Consider the following 20571-nt stretch of genomic DNA (forward strand, 5'->3'; position numbering starts at 1 on the left):
ATGCTCCTACGCGGTGGGGCCGGCGAGTGCCGGGCGGAGTGAGGGGGAAAAGCGGTCGGGGCGGAAGCCCGTCCAGGCCAGGTCGGTAATGTCGCCCAGCAATTGGCGGACAATCAAGGCGGCGATCGGGGTCAGCAACACGCCGTGCCGGAAGAACCCGGTGGCGATAATGAGTCCCTGGATGTCCTTCCCCGAGGCAGCTGCGACCCGGCCCAGCAGCGGGGCGTTGTCCGGCGTTCCGGGGCGGGCGCGGGCCGTGCATTCAAGTAGTTCAAGTTCGGCGACGGCGGGCAGGAGCACCTGGGCGTCGCGCAAAAGCTGGTGCACTCCCCCGGCGCTGACCCCGGCACCGTGGTCCTCGCGGCTGGTCGCGCCGATGACCACGGTGCCGTCCTCGCGCGGCACAATGTACACGGGGAGCCCGCGCACCAGGCCGCGAATCGTGGCCGTGGTCAGCGGCCGCAGGTGTTCGGGCACGCGCAGGCGCAGAATATCGCCGTGCACCGGGCGCAGCGGCAGCTCGAGCCCAGCCGGCAGGTTGTGGAGTTTCGGGGCGTCCAGCCCGTTGGCCACCACCACCTCCCGGGCATGGATTTCCGTGCCGTCGGCAAGCACGACGCCGGTCACCCGCCTCCGCTTTTCGACTCCCCTGCCGTCCCACAACAGTCCCGCAGCACCCTGGCCAATGAAGGGATCCGACTCGCCCCGATGAGCGGCAACCTCGACCAGCCGGGTGCGGATGGCAGCAGCAGTTCCGCGGGGGTCCACCTGGTGGTCGGCCACGATCCGGAAGGCACAGGAAATGTGCGGGCCCACCAGCGGCTCCTCCGCCCGGGCCGCCTTGATCGTGAGCATCTCGACCTCGAGCCCGTGCCGGCGCTGGACGTCCCGCAGCTCGGCGAGGGCGCGCCGGTCCGCAGCGTCGGCACCCACGACGAGGGTCGGCGTCGTACGAAATCCGGTACCCGGAACACCGGGGCCGGCCAGGGATGCGGCAAAGTCGGGCCAGCGGGCGGCGGCGGCAAGCGTGAGGTCCAGGAGTTGCTCTTCCTGGTAGTGGAGCTCGCTCACGGGGGCCAGCATGCCAGCGGCCGCGAAAGTGGCGCCGGTGGCGGGGGCCGGGTCGATCACGGTGACTGTGTGGCCGGCACGCTGGGCCTCCCAGGCGATGCCGAGTCCCACGATGCCGCCGCCGATGACGGCCACCCCGGTGGTTGATTTGTCGGGGCTCAAGTGCAAAGGCACGGAGGGTGCCACAATGTTCTCCTTCCCTACGCCGGCATGATCCGGATCAGGTTCCGCGCCCTCAAGGCGCAATCGGTCGGCGTAGTCGGCGCCCTCTCAGCCAGCTTCACTGGCTCCCGCGGTACTGCACTAGTCTATGAGACATGCACAGCACTTCTGCCATCCATGACGCCATGTCCGCTTCCGCCGCACCGTCCGCTGTCCCCGACCTGGCCTCCGCCCGCCTGTATTTGTGTACGGATTCCCGCGCCGATCAAGGTGACTTTGCCGATTTCCTACGGGCGGCGTATGCCGGTGGTGTGGACATCATCCAGTTGCGCGACAAGTCCATCGAGGCTGCCGAAGAGCTGGAAAAACTTGCTGTGTTGCGCTCCGTTGCGGCCGAGTTTGGCAAGTTGTGGGCCGTGAATGACCGGGCCGACATCGCCGCGCTCAGCGGAGCCCCCGTGTTCCATGTGGGCCAGCAGGACCTGCCACTGCCGGCCGCCCGCTCGCTCGTTGGGCCTGCGATTTCAATCGGGCTGTCCTGCCACGATCCTGCTCAGGCTTCCGCCGCGGCAGCCTCCGAGGCCGACTACTTTTGCGTGGGCCCGCTGTGGGCCACCCCCACCAAACCGGGCCGGGCCGCCGTCGGGCTCTCCCTCGTGGAACACGCCGCCTCGCTCGGCACGACGAAGCCGTGGTTCGCGATCGGAGGGGTGGATTTGTCCACTGTGGACCAGGTGGTCGACGCCGGAGCTTCCCGGATTGTTGTTGTTCGCGCCATCACCCACGCCGAAGATCCGACGGCGGCCGCCCAGGCCTTGCTCTCCCGCCTGCCTGCGCTGGGGTAGCGTCCGCGTCGGTTTCCTCGCGGGCAGTAAGATTTCCTCGGTCGCTGGGCGACCTCAAAATCCATCCCCGTTCCGGAAACCGGCGCTGCCGTCCCGCCCGGTTCAGCTGTTGGCTGCGACCTTGCTCGGGGCGGAATCTTCCAGCATGGCGTCGAATTCGCCCTCGATCACGGAGTTCTCCTTGTAGGTGTACCGGGAAACAATGACGGCGACCAGCAGGTTCACGATAAATGCGGGCACGATTTCATACATCGCGTCATGCAGCACTGGCGTCTTGCCCCACACAAACACCGTCACCGTCGCCACAATCATGCCGACGAGGGCGCCCTTGGCCGTGAGTTTGCGCCAGTAAAGGCTCAGCAGCACAATCGGGCCGAACGCTGCACCGAAGCCGGCCCAGGCAAATGACACCAGCTCCAGGATGCTTGCATTCCTGTCCAAGGCAATGGTGGCTGCAATGACGGCGATCACCAACACGCCCAGGCGGCCAAGAATCACCTGTTTCTTGGCCGAGGACTCCCGTCCTGTCATGTTGTACAGGTCTTCGACGAGCGCCGAGGAACACACAATGAGCTGGGAGGAAATGGTGGACATGATGGCGGCCAGCACGGCTGCCAGGACCAGGCCCGCCACGAACGGGTGGAAGAACACCTGGCTCAATTTCAGGAACACCGTTTCCGGGTCCGCCAACGTCAAGTCGGGGTTGTCGGCAAAGTAGCCAATGCCGATCAACGCCGTGCTCACGGCCCCGGCCGCGGTCAAGAACATCCAGCCAATGCCGATCCGACGGCCGGCCTTGGCGTCTTGCGGGGAACGCAACGCCATGAAGCGGACAATGATGTGCGGCTGTCCAAAGTAGCCCAACCCCCATGCGGCCGTGGAAAAGATTCCGATCATCCACACCAGGCTGTTTCCCTCGCCAAAGCCCTTGAACAGGTTCAACGTGTCGGGGTCAATGCTTTGCAGGCGCGTCACGGTTGCGCCGACGCCACCGGTTTGAATGACGGCAATCACCGGGACCACGATGAGGGCGGCAAACATGAGCAGTCCTTGGGCCACGTCGGTCAGTGTTGCCCCAATGAACCCGCCAAAGAGCGTGTATGTCAAAGTGACGACAGTGACGACGCCCATGCCCAGCAGATATGACCAGCCGAAGGAACCCTCAAAAAACTTGCCGGCGGCCACCATGCCCGAGGACACATAGAAGGTAAAGAACACCAGGATAACGGCGGAGGCGGTGATGCGGAGCAGATGTGAATTGTCCTTGAGCCGCTTCTCAAAAAAGCTGGGGACGGTGATGGCATTTTGCGAAATCATCGTATAAGAACGCAGCCTTGGCGCGACGAACTTCCAGTTCAGCCAGGCGCCAATGGTCAGCCCAATGGCAATCCATGCCTCGACCAGTCCCGACAGGTAGATGGCCCCGGGGAGGCCCATAATGAGCCAGCCCGACATATCTGAAGCTCCAGCCGAGAGAGCGGCAACACCTGGCTTGAGATCGCGCCCGGCCAACATGTAGTCGTCCAGGTCGTCCGTTTTTTTGAAGGCGAAGTAGCCAATGGCGAGCATTCCCGCCATATAAACGCCGATGGCGAGTAATTGAAAAATATTGTCTGACACTTGGTATTCCTTTGCGTTCTGTGACACTTCATCGGATCATCGATGGCATCCGCCGGGGATGCGCAACTTCGCAAAGAGTACGCGCCAATAGTGGGACTGGTGCGTACACCGTATCAAGATTGATAGAGAATTCCTTCATGCGCGCCGCACCCGGGCTTCATGAGCGCCGTGCTTATGCTGGGTGGCAAGCAACGTCAGGCGCAAAGGAGCACCATGAGCACCGCACTCACCTTCCGGCATCTTTTTGGCCCCGGCCCCACCAATTGCTATCCGGAAGCCATCGCGGCTTTGGGGCATCCAATTCTGGGCCACCTCGACCCTCTGTTCATCGACGTGATGGACGCCACGTGCAACGGGCTGCGCCTGGTCTGGGGCACCGGCAATGAGCGCACACTGCCGTTGAGCGGGACCGGCTCGGCCGGCATGGAAGCCGCCTTCGTCAACACCGTGGGTGCGGGGGATGTGGCCGTGGTGGCCGTGAACGGGCTTTTTGGTGAGCGCATGTGCGAGGTGGCCCGCCGCGCCGGTGCCGAGGTGGTCCGTGTGGACCATGAATGGGGCCAGCCCATTGACCCGGAGCGCGTTGCCTCCGCCCACCCAAACCCCAAGGTCATCGCAGCCGTTCACGCCGAGACCTCTACCGGCGTACTCTCGGACATTGCCGCATTGGGCCAACTCAAGGGCGATGCGCTGCTGCTGGTTGACGCCGTCACCTCCATCGGCGGCTTGGAGCTGCTCGCCGACGAATGGGGCATTGACGTTGGCTACGCTGGCACGCAGAAGTGCCTGGGTGTTGCGCCGGGGCTCGCACCATTCACCATTTCGGATGCCGCGTTTGAACGCCGCATCAAGGATCCGCAGTCCTGGTACCTGGATCTGGGATTGCTGGGCGGCTATGTTGGCGCTGCCGGCGGAGGCAAGCGAACGTACCACCACACGGCCCCGGTTGCCATGGTGGCGAGCCTCGCCGCCGGGCTTGACCGCGTCTTGGCCGAGGGGCTCGACGCCGTTGCGGCCCGCCACGCTGCTTCCGGACTTGCACTGCAGGGCGGTTTGCAGGAAATGGGCCTGGAACTATTTGCCGCGGAAGGTTCGCGCCTGCCGAGCCTGACCACCGTCAGGGTGCCCGACGGCGTGGATTCAGCAGCCGTGCGAGCCTACCTTCTGGAGAACTTCAGCCTGGAAATAGGCGCCGGCGCCGGTGAGTTCGCCTCCACCGTATGGCGGATCGGCATGATGGGCCCCAACGCCAACCCGGCCTCCGTGATGCTGGTCCTTGGCGCACTGCGGGAGGCCATTGCCAGGACCTGAGCGGCTCACGCCCCCCGCAGGCCCACGGTTTGTTCCAGGGCAGCCAGGTGCAGTTCAAAAAGGTCGGCCGGCTCACTAAACGTTGAGGTGCCGTATTGGCCGAAGACCTCAAAGTTCACTGCCCCGAACAGCGCCGCCCAGAGCAGGACACCGCGGGCCACCACTGCCTCGGGAACGCTGAGACCCATTTCCGCCCGGATGGCGGCAAGGTCGAGGGCCAGGCCCTGCGGGATTCCCCCGGCGTCCTGCGCGTCGAGTTTTCCCGCGCCGTGGGCTTCATCCAGGATCCGCACCAGCTGAACAACCACGCGGGTTCCCGGCCCTGTAGTTTGCTCGGCGGGAGCTTCATAGCCGGGGACGGGTGAGCCAAAGAGCAGGCCATAACGCGCGGGCTCTGCCAGCGCCCATTCCCGCACTGCGCGGCCCAGCGCCCTGAATTGTCCCGGAAAATCGTCAGCGGCAACGCTTCCCACCGCCAAGTCGACAGCCTCACCCAGCGCGGTGTACCCGTCCACCACGAGCAGCGTCAGCAGTTCGTCGCGGTTTTTGACATATCGGTAAACAGCCGACGAGACCACGCCCAGGTCCCGGGCCACCGCACGCAGTGACAGGCCTGCGGCCCCATGGAGGGCGAGGTGGCTGCGTCCGATGCTGAGAATGTCCGCCATGGTCTGCTGTCGTGCGCGTTCCCTCGGAGTTTGCGTCATGTCTCTAGTTTTGGGCAATTCGAGATCATCGTCAACTTAAGTGAGCAGTGCTCTTGACACAACTAACCGATGAGGCTGATAGTTAACGTGAGAGCACCGCTCTCATATTGTGAAATGCTGACCACCTTGAATTGAGAACGTCATGAACACCATCAAAATCGTCACCGGCGCAGGGCCCGTCGGCTGGACCGTTGCCAGCCAATTGGCGGAGGCCGGCCACCACGTCCGCCTCCTGACCAGGTCCGGTTCAGGACCGGACCATCCACTGGTCGAGCGGCACCGGGTGGATGTTGGCAACCCCGTGCAACTGGCACCCGCCATGGCAGGAGCCGGCGCCGTCTTCCACTGCATTCACGGGTCCAGATACAGTTCTGACGTGTGGCGCCGTGAACTTCCCGGCGCGGAGCAGTCGGTCCTCGCCGCGGCAGGCGAGGCAGGCGCCGTCGTGATCTTCCCGGAGAGCCTATACTCCTACAGCAACCCGGAAGAAGGCATGACGGAGAACAGCTCGCGTCAGGCAAGTGGCGGGAAGCGGGGCGTGCGCACGGAGCTGCTGGCCGCCCGCGAGGCATCGAAAACGCCCACTGTCAGTGTCGTGGCCTCGGATTTCTTTGGGCCGCGGGTGCGCGCTGCCCACGCGGGCGATCGCATGGTGCCGTTGGTGCTCACCGGCAAGCGGGTGCAGGTGGTGGGCAACGCGGACCTGCCGCATTCATTCACGTACGTGCCGGACCTGGCGGCGGCCATGGTTCGCGCCGCGGAACGGCCCGAGTTATGGAATTCTGTATTGCACGCGCCCACCAACCCGGCAATCACACAGCGGGCCATGGTGCACGCATTCGCGTCAGCAGCAGCCGTCCCGGCACCGAAAGTGGGGGCCATTCCGGGTTGGACCATTAGGGCCGCCGGGGTGTTCTCCGCCGACATGCGCGAGTTTTCCGAGACCGTGTACCAATTCCGCGCCCCGTTCATCATGGATTCGGCGGCCAGCCAGGAACTGCTGGGCCTGTCGCCGATACCCCTGGCGCAGGCTGCGCAGCAAACCGTCCAGTGGTGGCGCGCCCGGGTCTAGCATTCACCGGCACGCATCCTCGAGGTCACCCAGTCGTCGCCCGATATTCAACCCGGCGCACCAGAGTCCAGCGAGACCACGTGGCGGCACCCAATTACAGCCGCCCCGCCCGCAGGCCACGCACCGGATCGAAATTCCCATGAGCGCACCCGCGAACACCCGCCCCATGACCTTGCTGCAGGCCGACGGCGTGCTATTCGATTTCAACGGCACAGTCTCGGACGACGAGGGGATCCTCCGCGACATGTTCATCCACCTGGCCGCCGCTGAATTCGGCGTGGCCGGCCGGGGCGTGAGCCCCTGGCACAGGCTGTGCAGCGCCCGCGAGATTTTGGCGGACGCAGTCGAACACCCCCCACCCCTGGTTGATGCCGAGTACAGGGCCCGGGTGGCCCTCGAAAGTCCCATCCGTCCGGCAACGCGCGAACTGGTGCATGCCCTGCATTCGGCCGGAATGAAGCTCGGCGTGGTGACCACGGCTGGCCGCCTTCAGGTCCTGCCGGCACTGGAGCGGGCGGGACTGCTGGACTTGTTCGGCATGGTGGTGACGGATGAGGACGTGGCGCAGGGCACGCCCCACCCCGAAGGTTTCCTGCGCGCTGCAGCAGACCTCGGGCTCAAGGATCCGTCGAAGGTTGTTGCCTTTGAGGACTCACTGCCGGGCCTCGGCGCCGTTGCGGCGGCCGGCATGATCGCCATCGGCGCTGCGGGAACCCACCCCCTGGATGTGCTTGAGCGGCACGCAGGCATACTGCTCCCAGCCATCAGCACGGACTGCCTGGAGCTTTCACTGGCTTGACTCCACCGCCGGCGGCAAGCCGGAGCATTGACCCGGAGCCAACGCCGTGGGCTCACACCCCGGAACGCTCCACATTGACGGCGATCTTGCGCAGCAGGGCAGCCAGCTGGGCCTGCTCCCTGGAGGTCAGCCCGGCCAGCATCTCGCGGTCACGGTCCAAAAAGCGTGGGAACTCACGGTCGACCAGCTCCTCCCCCAGCCTAGTGAGGCGCATCAGGACCACCCGACCGTCATGCTCCCAGGGCAGGCGTTCGATGAGCCCGCGCTTGGCGAGCCGGTCGGCGTTCTTGGTGGTCGAGGCACCGCTGAGCATGGTCACAGCTGTCACCTCGCTGGCGCGCAGGGGCCCGCCGCTGCGCGCCAGCGCGCACAACACGTCGAATTCAGCACGCGTCAGACCCTCCGGCACCAGATGCCGCTCCGTGCGGTGGTTGACCAGCGCTCCGATCCGGGCAATGCGCCCCATAACCTCAATACTCGCCACGTCCAGGTCCGGTCGCGCCTGCGCCCACCCTTGGCGGGCACGGTCAACAAAGTCGCCAGATTCTGTTTGTGCACTCATGGACTAAGCCTAGCGACCGAGGGGCCCGCTGCGAGCGCGCGAGCGGCGGGAGGGCGGTAGTCGCTGGAGAGAACTCTCACACCCTTCACATCTATTTTACTAGTAAAATAGTTAGTAGACTGGAACCATGAGCACTCCCACCCGATTGCGCCACTCACGTGCCGCCCTGGCCCATTCCGTCTCCCCTGCCGCATGGCGCAATTCCTTTGTCATGCGCCCGGCGGATGCCATTTTCACCACAGCCATCAAGGTGGGAATCGCAGCGTCGCTGGTGCTGGTGGCCGGCGGCCTGCTGGGCCAGCAACAGTTGGCCGGAATCGCCGCCCTCGGCGCGCTGACCAGCGCTTTTGGCCGCTACCAGCCCTACTGGCGACTGGCCCGCATGATGGTCGTCGTTGGCATGGGAATGCTCGTCGCCACGGCAATCGGCACACTCCTGGGCGCTGCAGGCACACCGATGATGCTCCAAATCGTCATCCTCTCAGCCCTCGCCGGTGTGGCTGCCCACGTTTTCTCCGCCTTCCGCATCTCCGGTCCCGGCGCCGTCATTCTGGTTTTCGCTGCCGGCGCAGGTTCCAGCTACACCCACGACCTCGCCACCCTTCCCGCGCCCTTGATCGCCATGGGCATCGGTGTTGTGGTGGGCTGGCTGACTGCCATGGCCCCGGTGTTGCTGGTCCCGATGGCCCCGTCCCGCCTCGCTGTTGCCCGCGCCATTGCCGCCGTCATCCGGCTGGGCACGGACGACGCCGGCAGCCACCCAGCCGCTGCCACGGCGGCCTTGCGCTCAGCCCGGGAATCGGTGACCCTGAGCGCCGGCCCCCTGCGCGGCAACAGCCCACGCTCGCTGCGCCTACACCGGGACGCCGCCCGGCTACACCTGTTGCTGGACGAGGCGGAAGCCACGCTGGCCCGCCTCGATGCACCGGCAGGGGAATCCCACGGGGTGGCACTGGCCCGTCTGGCACGGCATGAATCGGAACTGCGCAAGGTGCGCGGCATACCTGCCGGCGCCCAGCCAGCCCTTGCAGCAGCTGGCCCCACAACCTCAGACGAGGCAGCACCAAGCATGGCAGCAGCACCCTTGGGTTTCCTGGCGGGTGCCCTCGCAGAGCTGGGCTTCAGGGCCAGCATCCACCAAACCCTGCGCATGGCTGGCGCCGCGGTGCTCGCTGGCTGGGCCGCCGTCGGCCTGGGCTTTGAGCATCCGCTCTGGGCAACCATGGGCGCTGTCGCCGCCTTGCAGGGAATGAACTACGCCATCACCGTCCAGCGCAGCATTCAGCGCCTGGTCGGCAATGTGGTGGGAGCGGCCGCGGCCACGGTGTTGTTGTCAATGTCGCTGGGGTTTTGGCCGTCGGTGGCCCTCGTGATTGCGTTCCAGATTCTGGCGGAACTGCTGGTGCTCAAGAACTACACCTTGACCACCATCGCCGTCACGCCCATGGCGTTGATCATGACCGGCCTCGGCTCACAGCTGGGTCCGGAAGCCGCGTTCAGCCGCGTGGCGGACACCCTCATTGGCGTGGTGATCGGCACACTCGTGGCTGCCCTGAGCATTTCCATGGCAGACCGCCACCACCTGCCCACAAGGTCCCTGCCGATAAAACAGCCTGTGGAAACCGCCTAAGTAACTAGGAATTGCAGGGGGAATCAGGACTTGCAGAGGCAAAACGGATGGCCGGCCGGGTCCAGGAAAACCCGAAAGGTGGTGCCGGGCTGTAATCCGGCCTTGAGCGCCCCGAGCCGCAAAACCTCGGCCTCCCCCATGTCGAGGTCGTCCACCACCACGTCCAGGTGCATTTGCTGCGGGTGTTCCTGGCCCGGCCACTCCGGCGCCTGATAGTTATCGACCTGCTGGAAGGAAATGCAGCTGCCGCCGTCTGCGGGCCGGATGTCGACCCAGCCGTCCTCCACCGTGGCGGCCCAGCCGAGCAGCGAACCGTAAAACTCTGCCAGCAGGCCCGCGTCGGGGCAGTCAATAACAAATGTGGGATTCCACGCAATGGCCATGCCCCAAAGGTTACTCTTTCGAACCGTCCAGTTCCATGGTCTGCGCGAGCAATTCAAAGCTGCGGTTCCGCGCCGCGGGGTCGGTGATCTGCGAGGCAACGATGAGCTCGTCGGCGTCGGCCAGTACGGCAAACTCGTCCAGGTAGGCCCGAACCACCGAGGGTGTTCCCACGGCGGCGTAGCGGAACATGTTCACCACCTGCTGTCCGGCTGGTGAATCCAGCAGCAGGTCGGACTCGGCATCGGTAAACGTCTGCCCGCGCCCCACCAGGGCACCCACCATGCGGCGCCGGGCCTTCAGCGAAAGCTGATCGGCCTCCGACTGGTTGTCCGCCACAATCGCATTGACTCCTGCAATCACGTAGGGTGCGGCCAGCGCAGCGGAAGGCTTGAACTCCCGGCGGTAAATGCGGACGGCATCCTCAAGCGCCTGCGGGGCAAAGTGCGAGGCGAACGAGTACGGCAGGCCCAAGGCAGCGGCCAGCCGGGCCCCGAACAAGGAGGAACCCAGGATGTACAGCGGAACGTTCGTATCCTTGCCCGGGTAGGCGTTAATGCCGGGAATCAGGGTCGCCCCGGCAAAGTACCCCTGCAATTCCTGCACGTCGGAGGGGAAGGTGTCCGCCGCAGACGGGTCCCGGCGCAGCGCCCGCATGGTGGCCTGGTCGCTGCCGGGCGCCCTGCCCAGACCTAGATCAATGCGCCCCGGATGCAGCGTCTCCAGCGTGCCAAACTGTTCGGCGATCTGCAGCGGCGAGTGGTTCGGCAGCATGATGCCGCCGGCACCGAGCCTGATCGTGGAGGTGTGCGCGGCGACGTGGGCGATCAATACGCTCGTTGCCGACGACGCGATCGAGGGCATGTTGTGGTGCTCGGCAAACCAGATCCGCTTGTACCCCCATCCCTCGGCCTTCTGCGCCAGCTCCACGGAGGAGCGCAGGCTGGCGGCAGCGCCCTCGTCGCCAATGTAGGCCAGGTCAAGGATGGAAATGGGAAGCGTCATGGGTGCTGCCTTTCAAAGGGGGTATCCCTAGCGCCAACCCCAACCTGCCCCGGGATATTTCCGCAGCCGGCTTTAGACTGCTCACATGGAATGGTTGTGGACGGTGCTTCTCATGCTTGCCCTGGTTGCGGCCGCCATCACCGCGATCGCCCTGTTCCAGCGCAGCATGTCCAAGCCCGGCGCGCACCATGACATGGCAACCATGGGAGGGGCGCTCAGCGGCCTGGACGAGGTCTTCAATCCGCACGCCGCCCAGGCCCGGCTGGAGCGTGAGGAACAGTCACGCCAGCGCGCCCCCATCCCCTCCCCGGGTGATCTTCCCCAGGGCGTCGTTTTCGAGATGGACGACGACGGCGTCCCCACCAAAGTGGTCATCCGCGCCCCTCGCCGAGCACCGGAAGGCGGCGGTGGCCCGGCAGGCGAGCAGGCTGCGGATTGCGGTTAGCCGGCCGGGGTCAAGCGCTGAGGGGCGCGGGAACGCTCAGCCGGTCAATGGCCGCCAGCGCAGCTGCCCGCCCGGCACGGTTCGCGCCCAAGGTTGACGCGGAGGCGCCGTAGCCCACCATGAGCAGACGCTGTTCCTTAGCAACTTTCACCCCGTCCATGACGATGCCGCCGCCGGGTTCGCGCAGTTTGAGCGGGGCCAGGTGGTCCAGCGCAGCGCGGAAACCGGTGGCCCACAGGATGACATCCGCGTCGCAGGTGCTCCCGTCCTCAAATACGGGACCTGCCGGAGTCAGCTCCCGCAAGGCTCCGCGGGAGACCAGCGTTCCGGCGGCAATCCCGTTTTGGTACTGCTGTGTTAATGGCAGTCCCGTCACGCCCACAACGCTCAACGGCGGCAACCCCGCGGAGGTCCGCTCGTGGACACGGCGCTCCACGTCACGGCCCCAGCCGGGATTGAACTCGCGGGTGGTGAACTCCGGCGGGCGGCGCGTGGACCACGCTGTTTGAACACCGGCGGCGGCCAGTTGCAGCAGGAACTGCACGGCCGAGGTGCCGCCGCCCACCACCAGCACCTGCTGCCCGGCAAAGTCCTCCACCGAGTGGAAGTCCCGGGTGTGCAGCTGCCGCCCGGCGAAGGTGGACATGCCGGGGTAGTGCGGCCAGTGCGGCTTGTCCCAGGTGCCGGTGGCATTGATGACCAGCCGGGTCTCGTAGGCTCCACGGTCCGTTTCCACCACTAGGGGCGGGCCGGCAATGTCGGTGGGGACTCCGCCGTCGTCCTCGGGAAAGAGCATGGCCGAATCATCGGCCAGCGTGTGCACGGCGGTGACCTTGACGGGCCTATGCACCGGTAAAGCAAAAGATTTCTCATAGCTGCCGTAGTAGCGCGAGACCACGGCAGAGGCCGGCTCGGCGGGATCGGCCGGGGGAAGTTTCATGCCGGGAAGGTCATGAACCCCGTGCGCACCGCCCAGGGTCAGCGATGGCCAGCGGTGCAGCCAAGCACCGCCGGGCTCGGGATTCGCATCCAGCACCACAAAGTCGGTCTCGGGATTCAGTCCGTGCCTGGCCAGGTAGTACGCGGCCGAAAGCCCGGCCTGACCTGCACCAATAACCACCACATCCAGCATTTTTGCCTCCTGCTGAGGTGCAACGGGCGGCTGTGGAGGGCTATTCCGGTTGTGTGGCACGCCACTGGGTGGCGCGTTCGGAGAGGACCCTGTCGGCGAGGTAGACGGCGGCGGCTCCCACTGCGTAGGCCACCAGGTCCAGTGCGGAGAAGGTGGTGCCAAAGATCAAGCGCGACGGCGGGAAGCTCACCGCGAGTTGTTCTGGCACGCCCGTCAGCTGGGACAGCTCGATGACGGCGCTGATGGCGAAGGCTGCGAGCGCCAGCCAGTGCCTCTTGGCCAGCGGCAGGATGAGGGCCAGGACCAGATAGACGAGCACCGTGTACAGGGCGTCGCTGACGAGATTAGCCAGGTCCCCGGGGACGAAGAAGTGGAACACCAGACCCACGATGACCACATCGGTTGCTGCGATGAACAGCGCGATGCGCCGGGACTTGAGGGTTTTGGGGAGAGCCATGCTTTTGAGTCTAATGGCGGCCGCGCATCACGCCCGCACCACCGGCAGGTCCGTCCACTCGGTGGTGTAGCGGGGCGAGGCGAGCTCGCGTTTCATGGACCACTGCGGCGCAACGGCCAGTCCGCCGATCCCAATGCCGATGGCGGAGCTGCCGAACTTGCTGCGCACATCCCCCATGACCCCACCTACCTCCGGCTGCGCCTCCCCAGCGCCAAAAACGTCAAGCATCCCCGATCCTGAAGCCGGCTCAAGTCCGCCGAACATGACACCGGCCCGCAGGTAGGAGGCACCGGCAACGGCGCTTTGCCTGATGGCGGCAACGGCGGCCCGGACCAACACAATGGGGTCCTGGGTGGGCGTCGCAAAGCGGATCGTCGCGGCAGGAAAGCTCCCCTCCCCCGCGGCGAAGCGACTGGTTCCGGCCGTGACGGTCATGATTGCAGCCCGCAGCCCTTCCTCATTGAGCCGGGCGGCGCCCCGCTGGGCATAGACAGCCATGACCTCCTCCATGCCGGCCACCGTGGTGACGGGTTCGGAGAAGCTGCGCGAGAACATGATCTGCTGCTTGTCCACATGCTCCTCGACATGGGGAATGCACTCGGTCCCGTTGAGCTCCATGACTGTCCGCTGCAGCACCACGGAAAATTTCTTGCGGATCAGGGCCGGGTCGGCGGCCTTGAGGTCGGCGATGGTTTCGATGCCCATCATTTTCAGCCGGTCCGAGGTCTTCCCGCCCACACCCCACAGTCCCGAGGCTGGAACGCGTTCCTGGATGCCCTCCACGTGACTGGGCGGCATCGCATCAAGGGCGCACACCCCGCCGAGCCTCGGATTCTGCTTGGCAATCCGGTTGGCAAACTTGGCCAGCGTCTTCGTCGACGCCACCCCAACACAGACAGGCACACCCACATGGCGCATCACGGCCGCCCGGATGTCCCGGCCCACGGCCTGCAATTGGTCCGGATCCCCCACCAGCCCCACAAACGATTCGTCGATCGAGTACACCTCCTGCCACGTGCCAAAGCGGCCCGCCACTTCCATGACCCGGGCGCTCATGTCCCCGTACAGCTCATAGTTGCTGGAGCGGGCCACCAGCCCCCACGCTTTGGCCTGCCGCTGGATCTGAAACCATGGAGCCCCTGTGGCGATGCCCAGCTCCTTCGCTTCAGCGGAGCGCGCCACCACACAGCCATCATTGTTGGACAGCACCACGACGGGACGGCCTTCCAGCCTCGGGTCAAAGACCCGCTCGCACGAGACATAAAAATTGTTCACGTCCACCAGGGCGATGCGGTTGTTGCTCATGGTGCCTATTCTCCCATGACCCGAACACGCATTCGAGTCACATGCATGGCCTCAAGCCCACAGACCGCAGGGGCAGGGGCCATCCCAGCAACCACGGAGCAACCCAGGTTGACAGCCTCAGGCTTAGCAACCTAGGTTTACAACATGGAACCACGACAGATTGCAAAGACGGCAGCGGACACGAGCGATCCCCGCTCCGGGCTTCGAGCTGTCGCGTCCTTGCGCGTCCTTGCCGACACGCTTGAGCTCGCCCAGGTGGAAGCTGCATTGCGTGAAGGAATGAGCTGGCAGGATATCGCCGCCGCACTCGGCGTGACACGGCAGGCGGCGCACAAGAAATACTCAAAGCGGATCGATCCGAGAATCCCCGTCCCCAGGAGAAACCAATGAGCAAGTTCGCCCGGGCTGCAACCACCAGCCAAACCTTGTCCCTCGCAGCCATGGAGGAAGCCTCCCGCATGGGCCAACGGGAGCCCGACGTCGAGCATCTGCTCCTTGCACTGACGCTCAGTGAACAAGCTGCCGGCCACGTGCTGCGCAGCCACGGTGTCACCCTCGAGGCAACCCGCCAGGCCATTGCCGAGCAGCGTAGCCTGTCACTGCAATCCATCGGAATCGATCTCCCGGCGCCCGACGGAGGGCGCATCACCTTCCACGAAACCAATGGGTACGAATGGAGCAAGCGCGCCTTCGACATCATCACCCGGGCATCCAAGGGCAGGAACGACGGCGATGCTGCCGCCGTCTTGGCAGAACTTCTCACCGAGCCGAGCGGACTCATTGAGGAGCTACTGCAGCGGCTGGGCACTTCCCCGGCGGCGCTCATCAGCCATCTGGCCGATGCCAAAGAATCCAGTGCCCCCGCAACCCCCTCAACATCGGCAACACCAGCCGACACACTTCCTGACAGTAAGCACGGTTCCACCGAGGTTTTTGTTCCTGCCCCGATCGAGGAGGTGTGGGCCCTGCTGGTGAACCCTCAGAGGATGTCGGAATGGGAGCCACTCACCGGCGGCGTCATTGCGCCGGACATTACCGGTGATGCAATGGTGGGAGCTAGCTGGCTGACGATTCCTCCAACCGAATGGCCGGACGGGAAGACAGTACGCGTACGGAGGGGCAGCGAGCGCCGACGGGTCGAGCTGGTCGCTGGTGTGCCCGGATCCAGCATCAGCTGGCGATTCACTTACCCCGATCTGGGTCGAAGCAATTCTTACCAGCTGTGCATCGCACTCTCCGCCACGACGGGAGGCACCCGGCTGGGCATTACCTTGGCCTGGCGGCGCAGTCGTGGCTGGCGCCGGGCGGTCGGATTCATGCTGGCTCCGCTCCAACGCTTCGCGATCTGGATGCAGCTGCGCCAGTTTGCAGGAGGAATCAGCCGCGCTTTCCGCTGACGACTCCCCGGCATTATGGCGACGTGGAAACTGGCGCCGCTCCTGATGTCGCGTAGTTGCAGTTACGGTACGCCGTAGGACTTGCACCGAATCTTCTTTTGAAGGCCGTACTCAATGCGAAAGGGCCGCCATAGCCAACTTTCGCCGCTATCTGCGCTGTTGTCAGCTGGGAATCGGCCAGCAGTTCACTGACAAGAAGCATGCGCCAGTTCGTCAGATAGGTCATGGGTGGCTCGCCCACACAGGTGCGGAATCGGCAGGCTAGGGTAGCCCGTGAAATATTCAGCAGCCGGGCAAGTGATTCCAGGCTCCAGGGCTTCTCTGGAGATTCGTGGAAGTATTTCAGAGCCTGGAACACCATCGGGTCGTTCGCACCGGCGAGCCAACCGTGTGCCGTTTCCGGGTTCAGCACGGCCCAGGCGCGGATCGAGTGGACCAGAAGCACATCAAGGAGCCTGTCGATGGTGCTGCCTTGACCTGGCGCATCGGTGGTGACTTCAGCTTCGAGGAATCCCAAGAGTGATGCGCTGATCTGGCCGGCGGGCACGACGGCAACCTGAGGCAGAGCGTTTGTTACGGCCGCCCCGATCTGAGCGTCAGTCTCATAGGTGCCGATCAGCATCGTTGTTTCCCCAGACACCCCGTTTCCCCAGGTACGAATTCCCCGGCTCATGTCCGGGCCGACATCTTCACCGGACAGTGACGTGCACCGCTGACCCGGTTCAATAAATACGTCCGGGGCGCGCATCGGATCGTCAGCAACGATGTAGGGCTCCGGACCACGGACGATCGCCACGTCGCCGGAACGCAACTGGACCTGGCCATTGCCGGCCACCAGCCACGCTTGTCCTGACATCATTGCGATGACCGTCAACGGTGCTTTGTCCCGTACACCAATGGACCAGTTTTGGGACATCACCACTCGCAAGGCAAAGGCACGCCGCGCCCGGGGACCGTCAAGAAGGTGCGTCAGTGGATCCATGCCTCAAACTTAGACGATCGCGTATGAAGACACACTTTTCAGCCATTCAATGTGCACACCAACTGCTGTTGACTGGTTCCATGACTACGAGAAACATGTTCTCCCCGTACAGTTTTTCCCGGACCAGGGAATGCCCGGCTCCACTTCATCGCGTTCCCAGTTTCAAGACCGTGCGCACGGAACCCCGCGCATGAGCGGACCACTGCTTGACGCCGTCGTCGCCACAGCCGCAGTCTGTGCGGGAGTTTCAGGCGGTGTGTACTTAGCGTTCTCCGCCATCATCATGCCTGCGCTGCGAAGCCTTCCCGCCAGTCAGGCAGTTACTGCGATGCAGCGCATCAACAGCAACGCGGTCCGGCTGCCGTTCATGGCTGTTTTCTTTGGCGGTGCCGCAACCTCCGCTGCCGTGATCCTCACCGAGCTCATATCAAGTTCGACGAGCCCACCTGAACCGTTCCTCATGGCGGGGGCCGGACTTGGCATTGCTGCTTTCGGCATCACCCTTGTCCGCAACGTCCCACTGAACAACGCCTTGGGCGGGATTTCCTCCAATGCCCCCGACACCACGATGAAATGGCAATCCTTTGAGCGAAATTGGCGGGCAGCCAACCTTGCACGGACGGCCGTTTCCGTGGCAGCAGCGGTAGTCCTGTTGCATTCCCTCACGAGGCCGGCTTAACCGGCAGGCGAGCTGAGGCAGCACTACTGGGGGTAGGCCACGTGCGGGATGGCGTTACGACGCCCGCCAGACAGTCTCCTCCATGCCCAAACGGCGAGCGCGGCAGCGGCTACCGGTGCGATGAATCCTGCCGCAGTCACGGTCATGATCGCGGGGACGACACCGGCCAGACCGAGGGCCACACCCACGGCAATGCGCACGGCGGGCCTGGTCGAAAGCAATCCACTGACCGGCAGCGCGAACGCCAGACTCCCCAGCACGGCGGCAAGCAGCATCAACGGCCACTGCAGGGAACTGCCAGCACCTGAAAACTGTGCGGCGGACGCTACGCCCAGGCCTGCACAGAACAGCAATGCCGACCAGCCCACGATGGCGCCAAAACGCGGCGTGAGCAGCAGGCCGGCTGCAACAACTGCGGGCATGGCGACCAACGCACCTGCGGCCAATCCAAGATTCATGGCATTCGTGGAGTCGCCGACTCCGGGGGCCCAGGTGCTGCCCGTGAGAGCCAAGACCACACAGGCAAATCCCACCACGAACGAGACCAGGGCCGCGGCACAAACTTTGGCGTAGGTGCTGCGGGTCGGCGCGGCCCGTGGACCGGTACGGGGAGGCAGCTCGGGGCGCTGCATGTCCGCACCCCGCACCCCCGGCCGTGCCGGCCTGGAGGCCACCACTGCCAGCACTAGGGCTGTGGCCGCCACCACGGCTCCCATCATTTGCCCGACTGCCGCCGCCAGGCCAATGGCCAGTGAAGCCACCGCCGCCACGAGCACAATCAGCAGCCATCGGATGGGCGTAGGCAGCTTCCTGTCCACCAACGAGGCAACAGGAGCCAGCAGGGATGCCCCGCCGAAGGACCACGCCAGCAACATGAACAGCAGAGTTGCCGAGCCAAACCAGGTGCGCCCCATTCCCGCATCCGCCTCGTCGAAGGCGATGGCCAGGCTCACCACCGCCAGCGCCGCCACAGCCCACGAGGGCACAGCACCCGCCGCCATGCACAGCGAAGCAGGTGCGGACAGCTGGCCCTTGCGGTGCAGGAGGATCAAAACAGCAAACGACAGTGCCAGCGGGCCGACAAACATTGCCAGCACGATCCGTGCAGCACCGGCTCCGGGCAGCTGGAGCGAATCGCTCAACAGGATCCCAGTGGCAATGGCGAAGGCCGCCAGCGACACGGCCGCGGCCACCACAGCCCACCGGTTCGTGGCCCGCTCACCCAGCCCATGGGCCCTGATGGACCATGCCTCCGCGATGCCCGGGCGGCCAATTCCCCGGTCGCTGGCATGCTCATCCAGGGTGTCCAACATCAGGCGCCCGTGCTCGTCCCGCCAGGTACGCGGATACCATCGCAGCAGCCGCTCATACTTAGTCCGCAACGAAGCGCTCATCCGGCGAACCCCCAAACCATGGTTGCCGGCGCCGGTCGGATGGCCGCCGGCCGAGGTGCGGCCAGACGCTTTTCCGCGGCTCCCAGGCGGACCGACAGCCGCTCCGTCTCAGCGGTCAGCGCCTCGATGCCGCCGTCGGCCAACTCGTAGTAGCGGCGCGCCCGTCCATCGACAATTTCCTCGCCCGCCCGGAGCACAAGCCCCTCACGTTCGAGCCGCTCGAGGGAGGCGTAAAGCGTCGTCACCCGCAAAGACACCTTGGCGGCGGTCAACTCCTCCACGTCGCGCAGGATGGCGTAGCCGTGCCGGCGCCCTCCCGCGAGTGCCGTGAGGATCCAAAAGGTATTTTCGTTCATGCCAGCCAATATACCCACAGTGGGAGTATTAAGCCAGAGGGAGTGTTGCCGGCCAGCCTGAACCTCCTTGGCAGATAGGCTCGAATCATGAGCCACGAACCCCGACCCCCTGCCTTGTCGAGGTGGGCAATCCCTGCCGCCACGCTGCTACTTGGCGCACTCCTCACCGGATGTGCCGGCAACACCGACTATCAGGACGCGCTAGTGAAGACCGCTCAGAGCGGGCAATCCACCTTGCCTCGCGGAGAGGGAATTGGCGCCCCCATTCCCCTGTGGGACTCGGTATTCGTTGTCTGCCCATACAGCGATACGACGGATGCCCCGGAGCCGTTCGCCAAGGAAGCCCTCGCGCTGGACACCTCCTCGAACGAGTCCGCGCACTGGTTGCTGTTTGCGGACGGTGACAACGTCAAGCGCATGTCCGCGGATAGGACCGCCGTCGACTTTTGCTTGGCCGGCGCCGTCAACAATGTCTACCAGCACACCCAAGTCTGGAGCGCAGAAAAGTCCGACGGCGCATGGCTCATGACCGCGGTTGACCCGCAACAGGGCGGGTAACTACTCCCGGATTTCCTCCCGCACCGGCTTGAGGTGCGCCGGCACCGCGTCCCCAACAACGGCGGGGAACTCGCACGTGAACTCGCCCTTGTAGCCAAAGAGGAAGCCGAACCAGCGGTTCCGCACCTGCATCTGGATTGTGTATACGCCGCGGGCCTCGTCGTAGCTTTCGTAGAGGTCTGCCGTTCCCGTGCCAATGGGCGGGAAGCTGAACGCCACCGGACCTTCGTAGAAGCGCTGGCCGGTGGTCTGCAGGTGGAGGGAACCGTCGTCGAGGACTTCCAAGACAAGGTCTGTGGCCAGGTGCTGGTGGGTGCCAAGGTAGTCGACGATGGCGCCGCGGTCGCTGCTGTGCACCATTGTGGCGTCGAAGCGGCGCTTCCTTGCCCGGCTGCCGCGGACGCTGGGCATGTCCAGGGTCCGCACAAACGTGACGGTGGGCCGGCCAAAGCCGTCAATGTACGGGTAGTTCTCCACGGTGAAGGGAATGTTGTTTCCGTGATCGGGGAACAGGATGTTGCGAAAGGCCCCAAAGCGCAGAAACGGCACCGTCCACCAGGCGCCGCGGCGAACTTCGGAGAAGACTCCCGTTCCCACGCAGGCATAGCCGGCCCCAACGTCCACGCCGAAGCGCTTCTGCATCATGGGATGCAGCCGTTGGAAGTCCTCACCAAGTGCAATTTCAAATATTGAGGCCATGC

Annotated in this window: 23 protein-coding genes and 1 riboswitch; of the genes, 10 read left to right on the forward strand and 13 right to left on the reverse strand. The window is 64.9% G+C overall.

Features of this window, described 5'->3' with window-relative positions:
• Positions 1–6: 6 nt before the first annotated feature.
• On the reverse strand, positions 7–1257 hold the full coding sequence (thiO, locus tag art_RS08660) for a glycine oxidase ThiO (protein ID WP_253901529.1): 1251 nt from the start codon (positions 1255–1257) through the stop codon (positions 7–9).
• A riboswitch (TPP riboswitch) is annotated at positions 1252–1374 on the reverse strand. (Overlaps the previous gene by 6 nt.)
• 44 nt (positions 1375–1418) lie before the next feature.
• On the opposite strand from thiO, the gene thiE reads away from it, so the two are divergent.
• On the forward strand, positions 1419–2078 hold the full coding sequence (gene thiE / locus art_RS08665) for a thiamine phosphate synthase (protein WP_038469397.1): 660 nt from the start codon (positions 1419–1421) through the stop codon (positions 2076–2078).
• A 102-nt stretch (positions 2079–2180) separates the two neighbouring features.
• On the opposite strand, the gene putP is transcribed toward thiE, so the two are convergent.
• Positions 2181–3698 (reverse strand): sodium/proline symporter PutP, encoded by a 1518-nt coding sequence (putP, locus tag art_RS08670; RefSeq protein ID WP_038464078.1) that lies wholly within the window; start codon positions 3696–3698, stop codon positions 2181–2183.
• A gap of 213 nt (positions 3699–3911) precedes the next feature.
• On the opposite strand from putP, the gene art_RS08675 reads away from it, so the two are divergent.
• Positions 3912–5009, forward strand: coding sequence for an alanine--glyoxylate aminotransferase family protein (locus art_RS08675; RefSeq protein WP_038464080.1), 1098 nt, complete (start codon positions 3912–3914; stop codon positions 5007–5009).
• Between the two features lie 5 nt (positions 5010–5014).
• Here art_RS08675 and art_RS08680 read toward each other — a convergent pair whose 3' ends face one another.
• Entirely contained in the window at positions 5015–5716 is a 702-nt protein-coding gene (locus art_RS08680) for a TetR/AcrR family transcriptional regulator (protein ID WP_038464083.1), read from the reverse strand.
• A 142-nt stretch (positions 5717–5858) separates the two neighbouring features.
• On the opposite strand from art_RS08680, the gene art_RS08685 reads away from it, so the two are divergent.
• Together art_RS08685 and art_RS08690 are read left to right on the forward strand one after the other, a co-directional pair.
• A complete protein-coding gene (locus tag art_RS08685) occupies positions 5859–6788 on the forward strand; it encodes an NAD-dependent epimerase/dehydratase family protein (RefSeq protein ID WP_038464086.1) in 930 nt (309 codons plus the stop codon).
• Positions 6789–6927: 139 nt separating this feature from the next.
• Positions 6928–7587 (forward strand): HAD family phosphatase, encoded by a 660-nt coding sequence (locus art_RS08690; RefSeq protein WP_082000203.1) that lies wholly within the window; start codon positions 6928–6930, stop codon positions 7585–7587.
• A gap of 52 nt (positions 7588–7639) precedes the next feature.
• Here the strand turns inward: art_RS08690 and art_RS08695 are convergent, their stop codons facing one another.
• The gene (locus art_RS08695) at positions 7640–8149 is read right to left on the reverse strand and encodes a MarR family winged helix-turn-helix transcriptional regulator (RefSeq protein WP_038464088.1); all 510 of its coding nucleotides are present in this window, start codon (positions 8147–8149) and stop codon (positions 7640–7642) included.
• A gap of 127 nt (positions 8150–8276) precedes the next feature.
• Here art_RS08695 and art_RS08700 point away from each other — a divergent pair, with 127 nt between their 5' ends.
• A complete protein-coding gene (locus art_RS08700) occupies positions 8277–9779 on the forward strand; it encodes an FUSC family protein (RefSeq protein WP_052136150.1) in 1503 nt (500 codons plus the stop codon).
• Between the two features lie 23 nt (positions 9780–9802).
• Here art_RS08700 and art_RS08705 read toward each other — a convergent pair whose 3' ends face one another.
• Both art_RS08705 and art_RS08710 read right to left on the reverse strand, forming a co-directional pair.
• A complete protein-coding gene (locus tag art_RS08705) occupies positions 9803–10162 on the reverse strand; it encodes a VOC family protein (protein ID WP_038464091.1) in 360 nt (119 codons plus the stop codon).
• Between the two features lie 10 nt (positions 10163–10172).
• Positions 10173–11165 (reverse strand): LLM class flavin-dependent oxidoreductase, encoded by a 993-nt coding sequence (locus tag art_RS08710; RefSeq protein ID WP_038464094.1) that lies wholly within the window; start codon positions 11163–11165, stop codon positions 10173–10175.
• A gap of 85 nt (positions 11166–11250) precedes the next feature.
• Between art_RS08710 and art_RS08715 the strand changes: the two genes are divergently transcribed.
• Positions 11251–11610, forward strand: coding sequence for a hypothetical protein (locus tag art_RS08715; protein ID WP_157875217.1), 360 nt, complete (start codon positions 11251–11253; stop codon positions 11608–11610).
• A gap of 10 nt (positions 11611–11620) precedes the next feature.
• On the opposite strand, the gene art_RS08720 is transcribed toward art_RS08715, so the two are convergent.
• The 3 genes from art_RS08720 to art_RS08730 are packed head-to-tail and all read right to left on the reverse strand — an operon-like array spanning position 11621 to position 14504.
• A complete protein-coding gene (locus art_RS08720) occupies positions 11621–12742 on the reverse strand; it encodes an FAD-dependent oxidoreductase (RefSeq protein WP_038464101.1) in 1122 nt (373 codons plus the stop codon).
• Between the two features lie 40 nt (positions 12743–12782).
• Complete coding sequence (locus art_RS08725) at positions 12783–13199, reverse strand: DUF2809 domain-containing protein (RefSeq protein WP_038464104.1); 417 nt, start codon at positions 13197–13199, stop codon at positions 12783–12785.
• Between the two features lie 27 nt (positions 13200–13226).
• Positions 13227–14504, reverse strand: coding sequence for a Y-family DNA polymerase (locus art_RS08730; RefSeq protein WP_038464107.1), 1278 nt, complete (start codon positions 14502–14504; stop codon positions 13227–13229).
• Positions 14505–14648: 144 nt separating this feature from the next.
• Here art_RS08730 and art_RS08735 point away from each other — a divergent pair, with 144 nt between their 5' ends.
• A complete protein-coding gene (locus tag art_RS08735) occupies positions 14649–14894 on the forward strand; it encodes a hypothetical protein (RefSeq protein ID WP_038464109.1) in 246 nt (81 codons plus the stop codon).
• Complete coding sequence (locus tag art_RS08740; protein ID WP_038464112.1) at positions 14891–15901, forward strand: SRPBCC domain-containing protein; 1011 nt, start codon at positions 14891–14893, stop codon at positions 15899–15901. The genes art_RS08735 and art_RS08740 overlap by 4 nt, the downstream gene beginning before the upstream one ends.
• Positions 15902–15914: 13 nt before the next feature.
• On the opposite strand, the gene art_RS08745 is transcribed toward art_RS08740, so the two are convergent.
• The gene (locus tag art_RS08745; RefSeq protein WP_038464115.1) at positions 15915–16883 is read right to left on the reverse strand and encodes an AraC family transcriptional regulator; all 969 of its coding nucleotides are present in this window, start codon (positions 16881–16883) and stop codon (positions 15915–15917) included.
• Positions 16884–17073: 190 nt separating this feature from the next.
• Here art_RS08745 and art_RS08750 point away from each other — a divergent pair, with 190 nt between their 5' ends.
• Positions 17074–17562 carry a DUF1772 domain-containing protein gene (locus tag art_RS08750; RefSeq protein WP_052136151.1) on the forward strand — a complete coding sequence of 163 codons (489 nt, stop codon included), beginning with the start codon at positions 17074–17076 and terminating at the stop codon, positions 17560–17562.
• Positions 17563–17585: 23 nt separating this feature from the next.
• On the opposite strand, the gene art_RS08755 is transcribed toward art_RS08750, so the two are convergent.
• Together art_RS08755 and art_RS08760 are read right to left on the reverse strand one after the other, a co-directional pair.
• Entirely contained in the window at positions 17586–18956 is a 1371-nt protein-coding gene (locus art_RS08755; protein WP_157875218.1) for a hypothetical protein, read from the reverse strand.
• Complete coding sequence (locus tag art_RS08760; RefSeq protein ID WP_038464118.1) at positions 18953–19312, reverse strand: PadR family transcriptional regulator; 360 nt, start codon at positions 19310–19312, stop codon at positions 18953–18955. The genes art_RS08755 and art_RS08760 overlap by 4 nt, the downstream gene beginning before the upstream one ends.
• 87 nt (positions 19313–19399) lie before the next feature.
• On the opposite strand from art_RS08760, the gene art_RS08765 reads away from it, so the two are divergent.
• Positions 19400–19870 carry a hypothetical protein gene (locus art_RS08765; RefSeq protein ID WP_157875219.1) on the forward strand — a complete coding sequence of 157 codons (471 nt, stop codon included), beginning with the start codon at positions 19400–19402 and terminating at the stop codon, positions 19868–19870.
• Here the strand turns inward: art_RS08765 and art_RS08770 are convergent, their stop codons facing one another.
• Positions 19871–20569 (reverse strand): DUF4166 domain-containing protein, encoded by a 699-nt coding sequence (locus art_RS08770; protein ID WP_038464124.1) that lies wholly within the window; start codon positions 20567–20569, stop codon positions 19871–19873.
• Positions 20570–20571 lie beyond the last annotated feature (2 nt).

Source organism: Arthrobacter sp. PAMC 25486 (assembly GCF_000785535.1).
Lineage (GTDB): Bacteria > Actinomycetota > Actinomycetes > Actinomycetales > Micrococcaceae > Specibacter.

What these genes read in the sequence shown, in the direction of transcription:
- art_RS08720 (WP_038464101.1), bottom strand. Translation starts at nt 12,742, where the DNA reads ATGCTGGATGTGGTGGTTATTGGTGCAGGTCAGGCCGGGCTTTCGGCC.
- art_RS08695 (WP_038464088.1), bottom strand. Translation starts at nt 8,149, where the DNA reads ATGAGTGCACAAACAGAATCTGGCGACTTTGTTGACCGTGCCCGCCAA.
- thiE (WP_038469397.1), top strand. Translation starts at nt 1,419, where the DNA reads ATGTCCGCTTCCGCCGCACCGTCCGCTGTCCCCGACCTGGCCTCCGCC.
- art_RS08750 (WP_052136151.1), top strand. Translation starts at nt 17,074, where the DNA reads ATGAGCGGACCACTGCTTGACGCCGTCGTCGCCACAGCCGCAGTCTGT.
- art_RS08760 (WP_038464118.1), bottom strand. Translation starts at nt 19,312, where the DNA reads ATGAACGAAAATACCTTTTGGATCCTCACGGCACTCGCGGGAGGGCGC.
- art_RS08725 (WP_038464104.1), bottom strand. Translation starts at nt 13,199, where the DNA reads ATGGCTCTCCCCAAAACCCTCAAGTCCCGGCGCATCGCGCTGTTCATC.
- art_RS08685 (WP_038464086.1), top strand. Translation starts at nt 5,859, where the DNA reads ATGAACACCATCAAAATCGTCACCGGCGCAGGGCCCGTCGGCTGGACC.
- art_RS08700 (WP_052136150.1), top strand. Translation starts at nt 8,277, where the DNA reads ATGAGCACTCCCACCCGATTGCGCCACTCACGTGCCGCCCTGGCCCAT.
- art_RS08690 (WP_082000203.1), top strand. Translation starts at nt 6,928, where the DNA reads ATGAGCGCACCCGCGAACACCCGCCCCATGACCTTGCTGCAGGCCGAC.
- art_RS08770 (WP_038464124.1), bottom strand. Translation starts at nt 20,569, where the DNA reads ATGGCCTCAATATTTGAAATTGCACTTGGTGAGGACTTCCAACGGCTG.
- art_RS08730 (WP_038464107.1), bottom strand. Translation starts at nt 14,504, where the DNA reads ATGAGCAACAACCGCATCGCCCTGGTGGACGTGAACAATTTTTATGTC.
- art_RS08740 (WP_038464112.1), top strand. Translation starts at nt 14,891, where the DNA reads ATGAGCAAGTTCGCCCGGGCTGCAACCACCAGCCAAACCTTGTCCCTC.
- art_RS08675 (WP_038464080.1), top strand. Translation starts at nt 3,912, where the DNA reads ATGAGCACCGCACTCACCTTCCGGCATCTTTTTGGCCCCGGCCCCACC.
- art_RS08710 (WP_038464094.1), bottom strand. Translation starts at nt 11,165, where the DNA reads ATGACGCTTCCCATTTCCATCCTTGACCTGGCCTACATTGGCGACGAG.
- art_RS08735 (WP_038464109.1), top strand. Translation starts at nt 14,649, where the DNA reads ATGGAACCACGACAGATTGCAAAGACGGCAGCGGACACGAGCGATCCC.
- art_RS08755 (WP_157875218.1), bottom strand. Translation starts at nt 18,956, where the DNA reads ATGAGCGCTTCGTTGCGGACTAAGTATGAGCGGCTGCTGCGATGGTAT.
- art_RS08765 (WP_157875219.1), top strand. Translation starts at nt 19,400, where the DNA reads ATGAGCCACGAACCCCGACCCCCTGCCTTGTCGAGGTGGGCAATCCCT.
- art_RS08680 (WP_038464083.1), bottom strand. Translation starts at nt 5,716, where the DNA reads ATGACGCAAACTCCGAGGGAACGCGCACGACAGCAGACCATGGCGGAC.
- art_RS08715 (WP_157875217.1), top strand. Translation starts at nt 11,251, where the DNA reads ATGGAATGGTTGTGGACGGTGCTTCTCATGCTTGCCCTGGTTGCGGCC.
- art_RS08705 (WP_038464091.1), bottom strand. Translation starts at nt 10,162, where the DNA reads ATGGCCATTGCGTGGAATCCCACATTTGTTATTGACTGCCCCGACGCG.
- art_RS08745 (WP_038464115.1), bottom strand. Translation starts at nt 16,883, where the DNA reads ATGGATCCACTGACGCACCTTCTTGACGGTCCCCGGGCGCGGCGTGCC.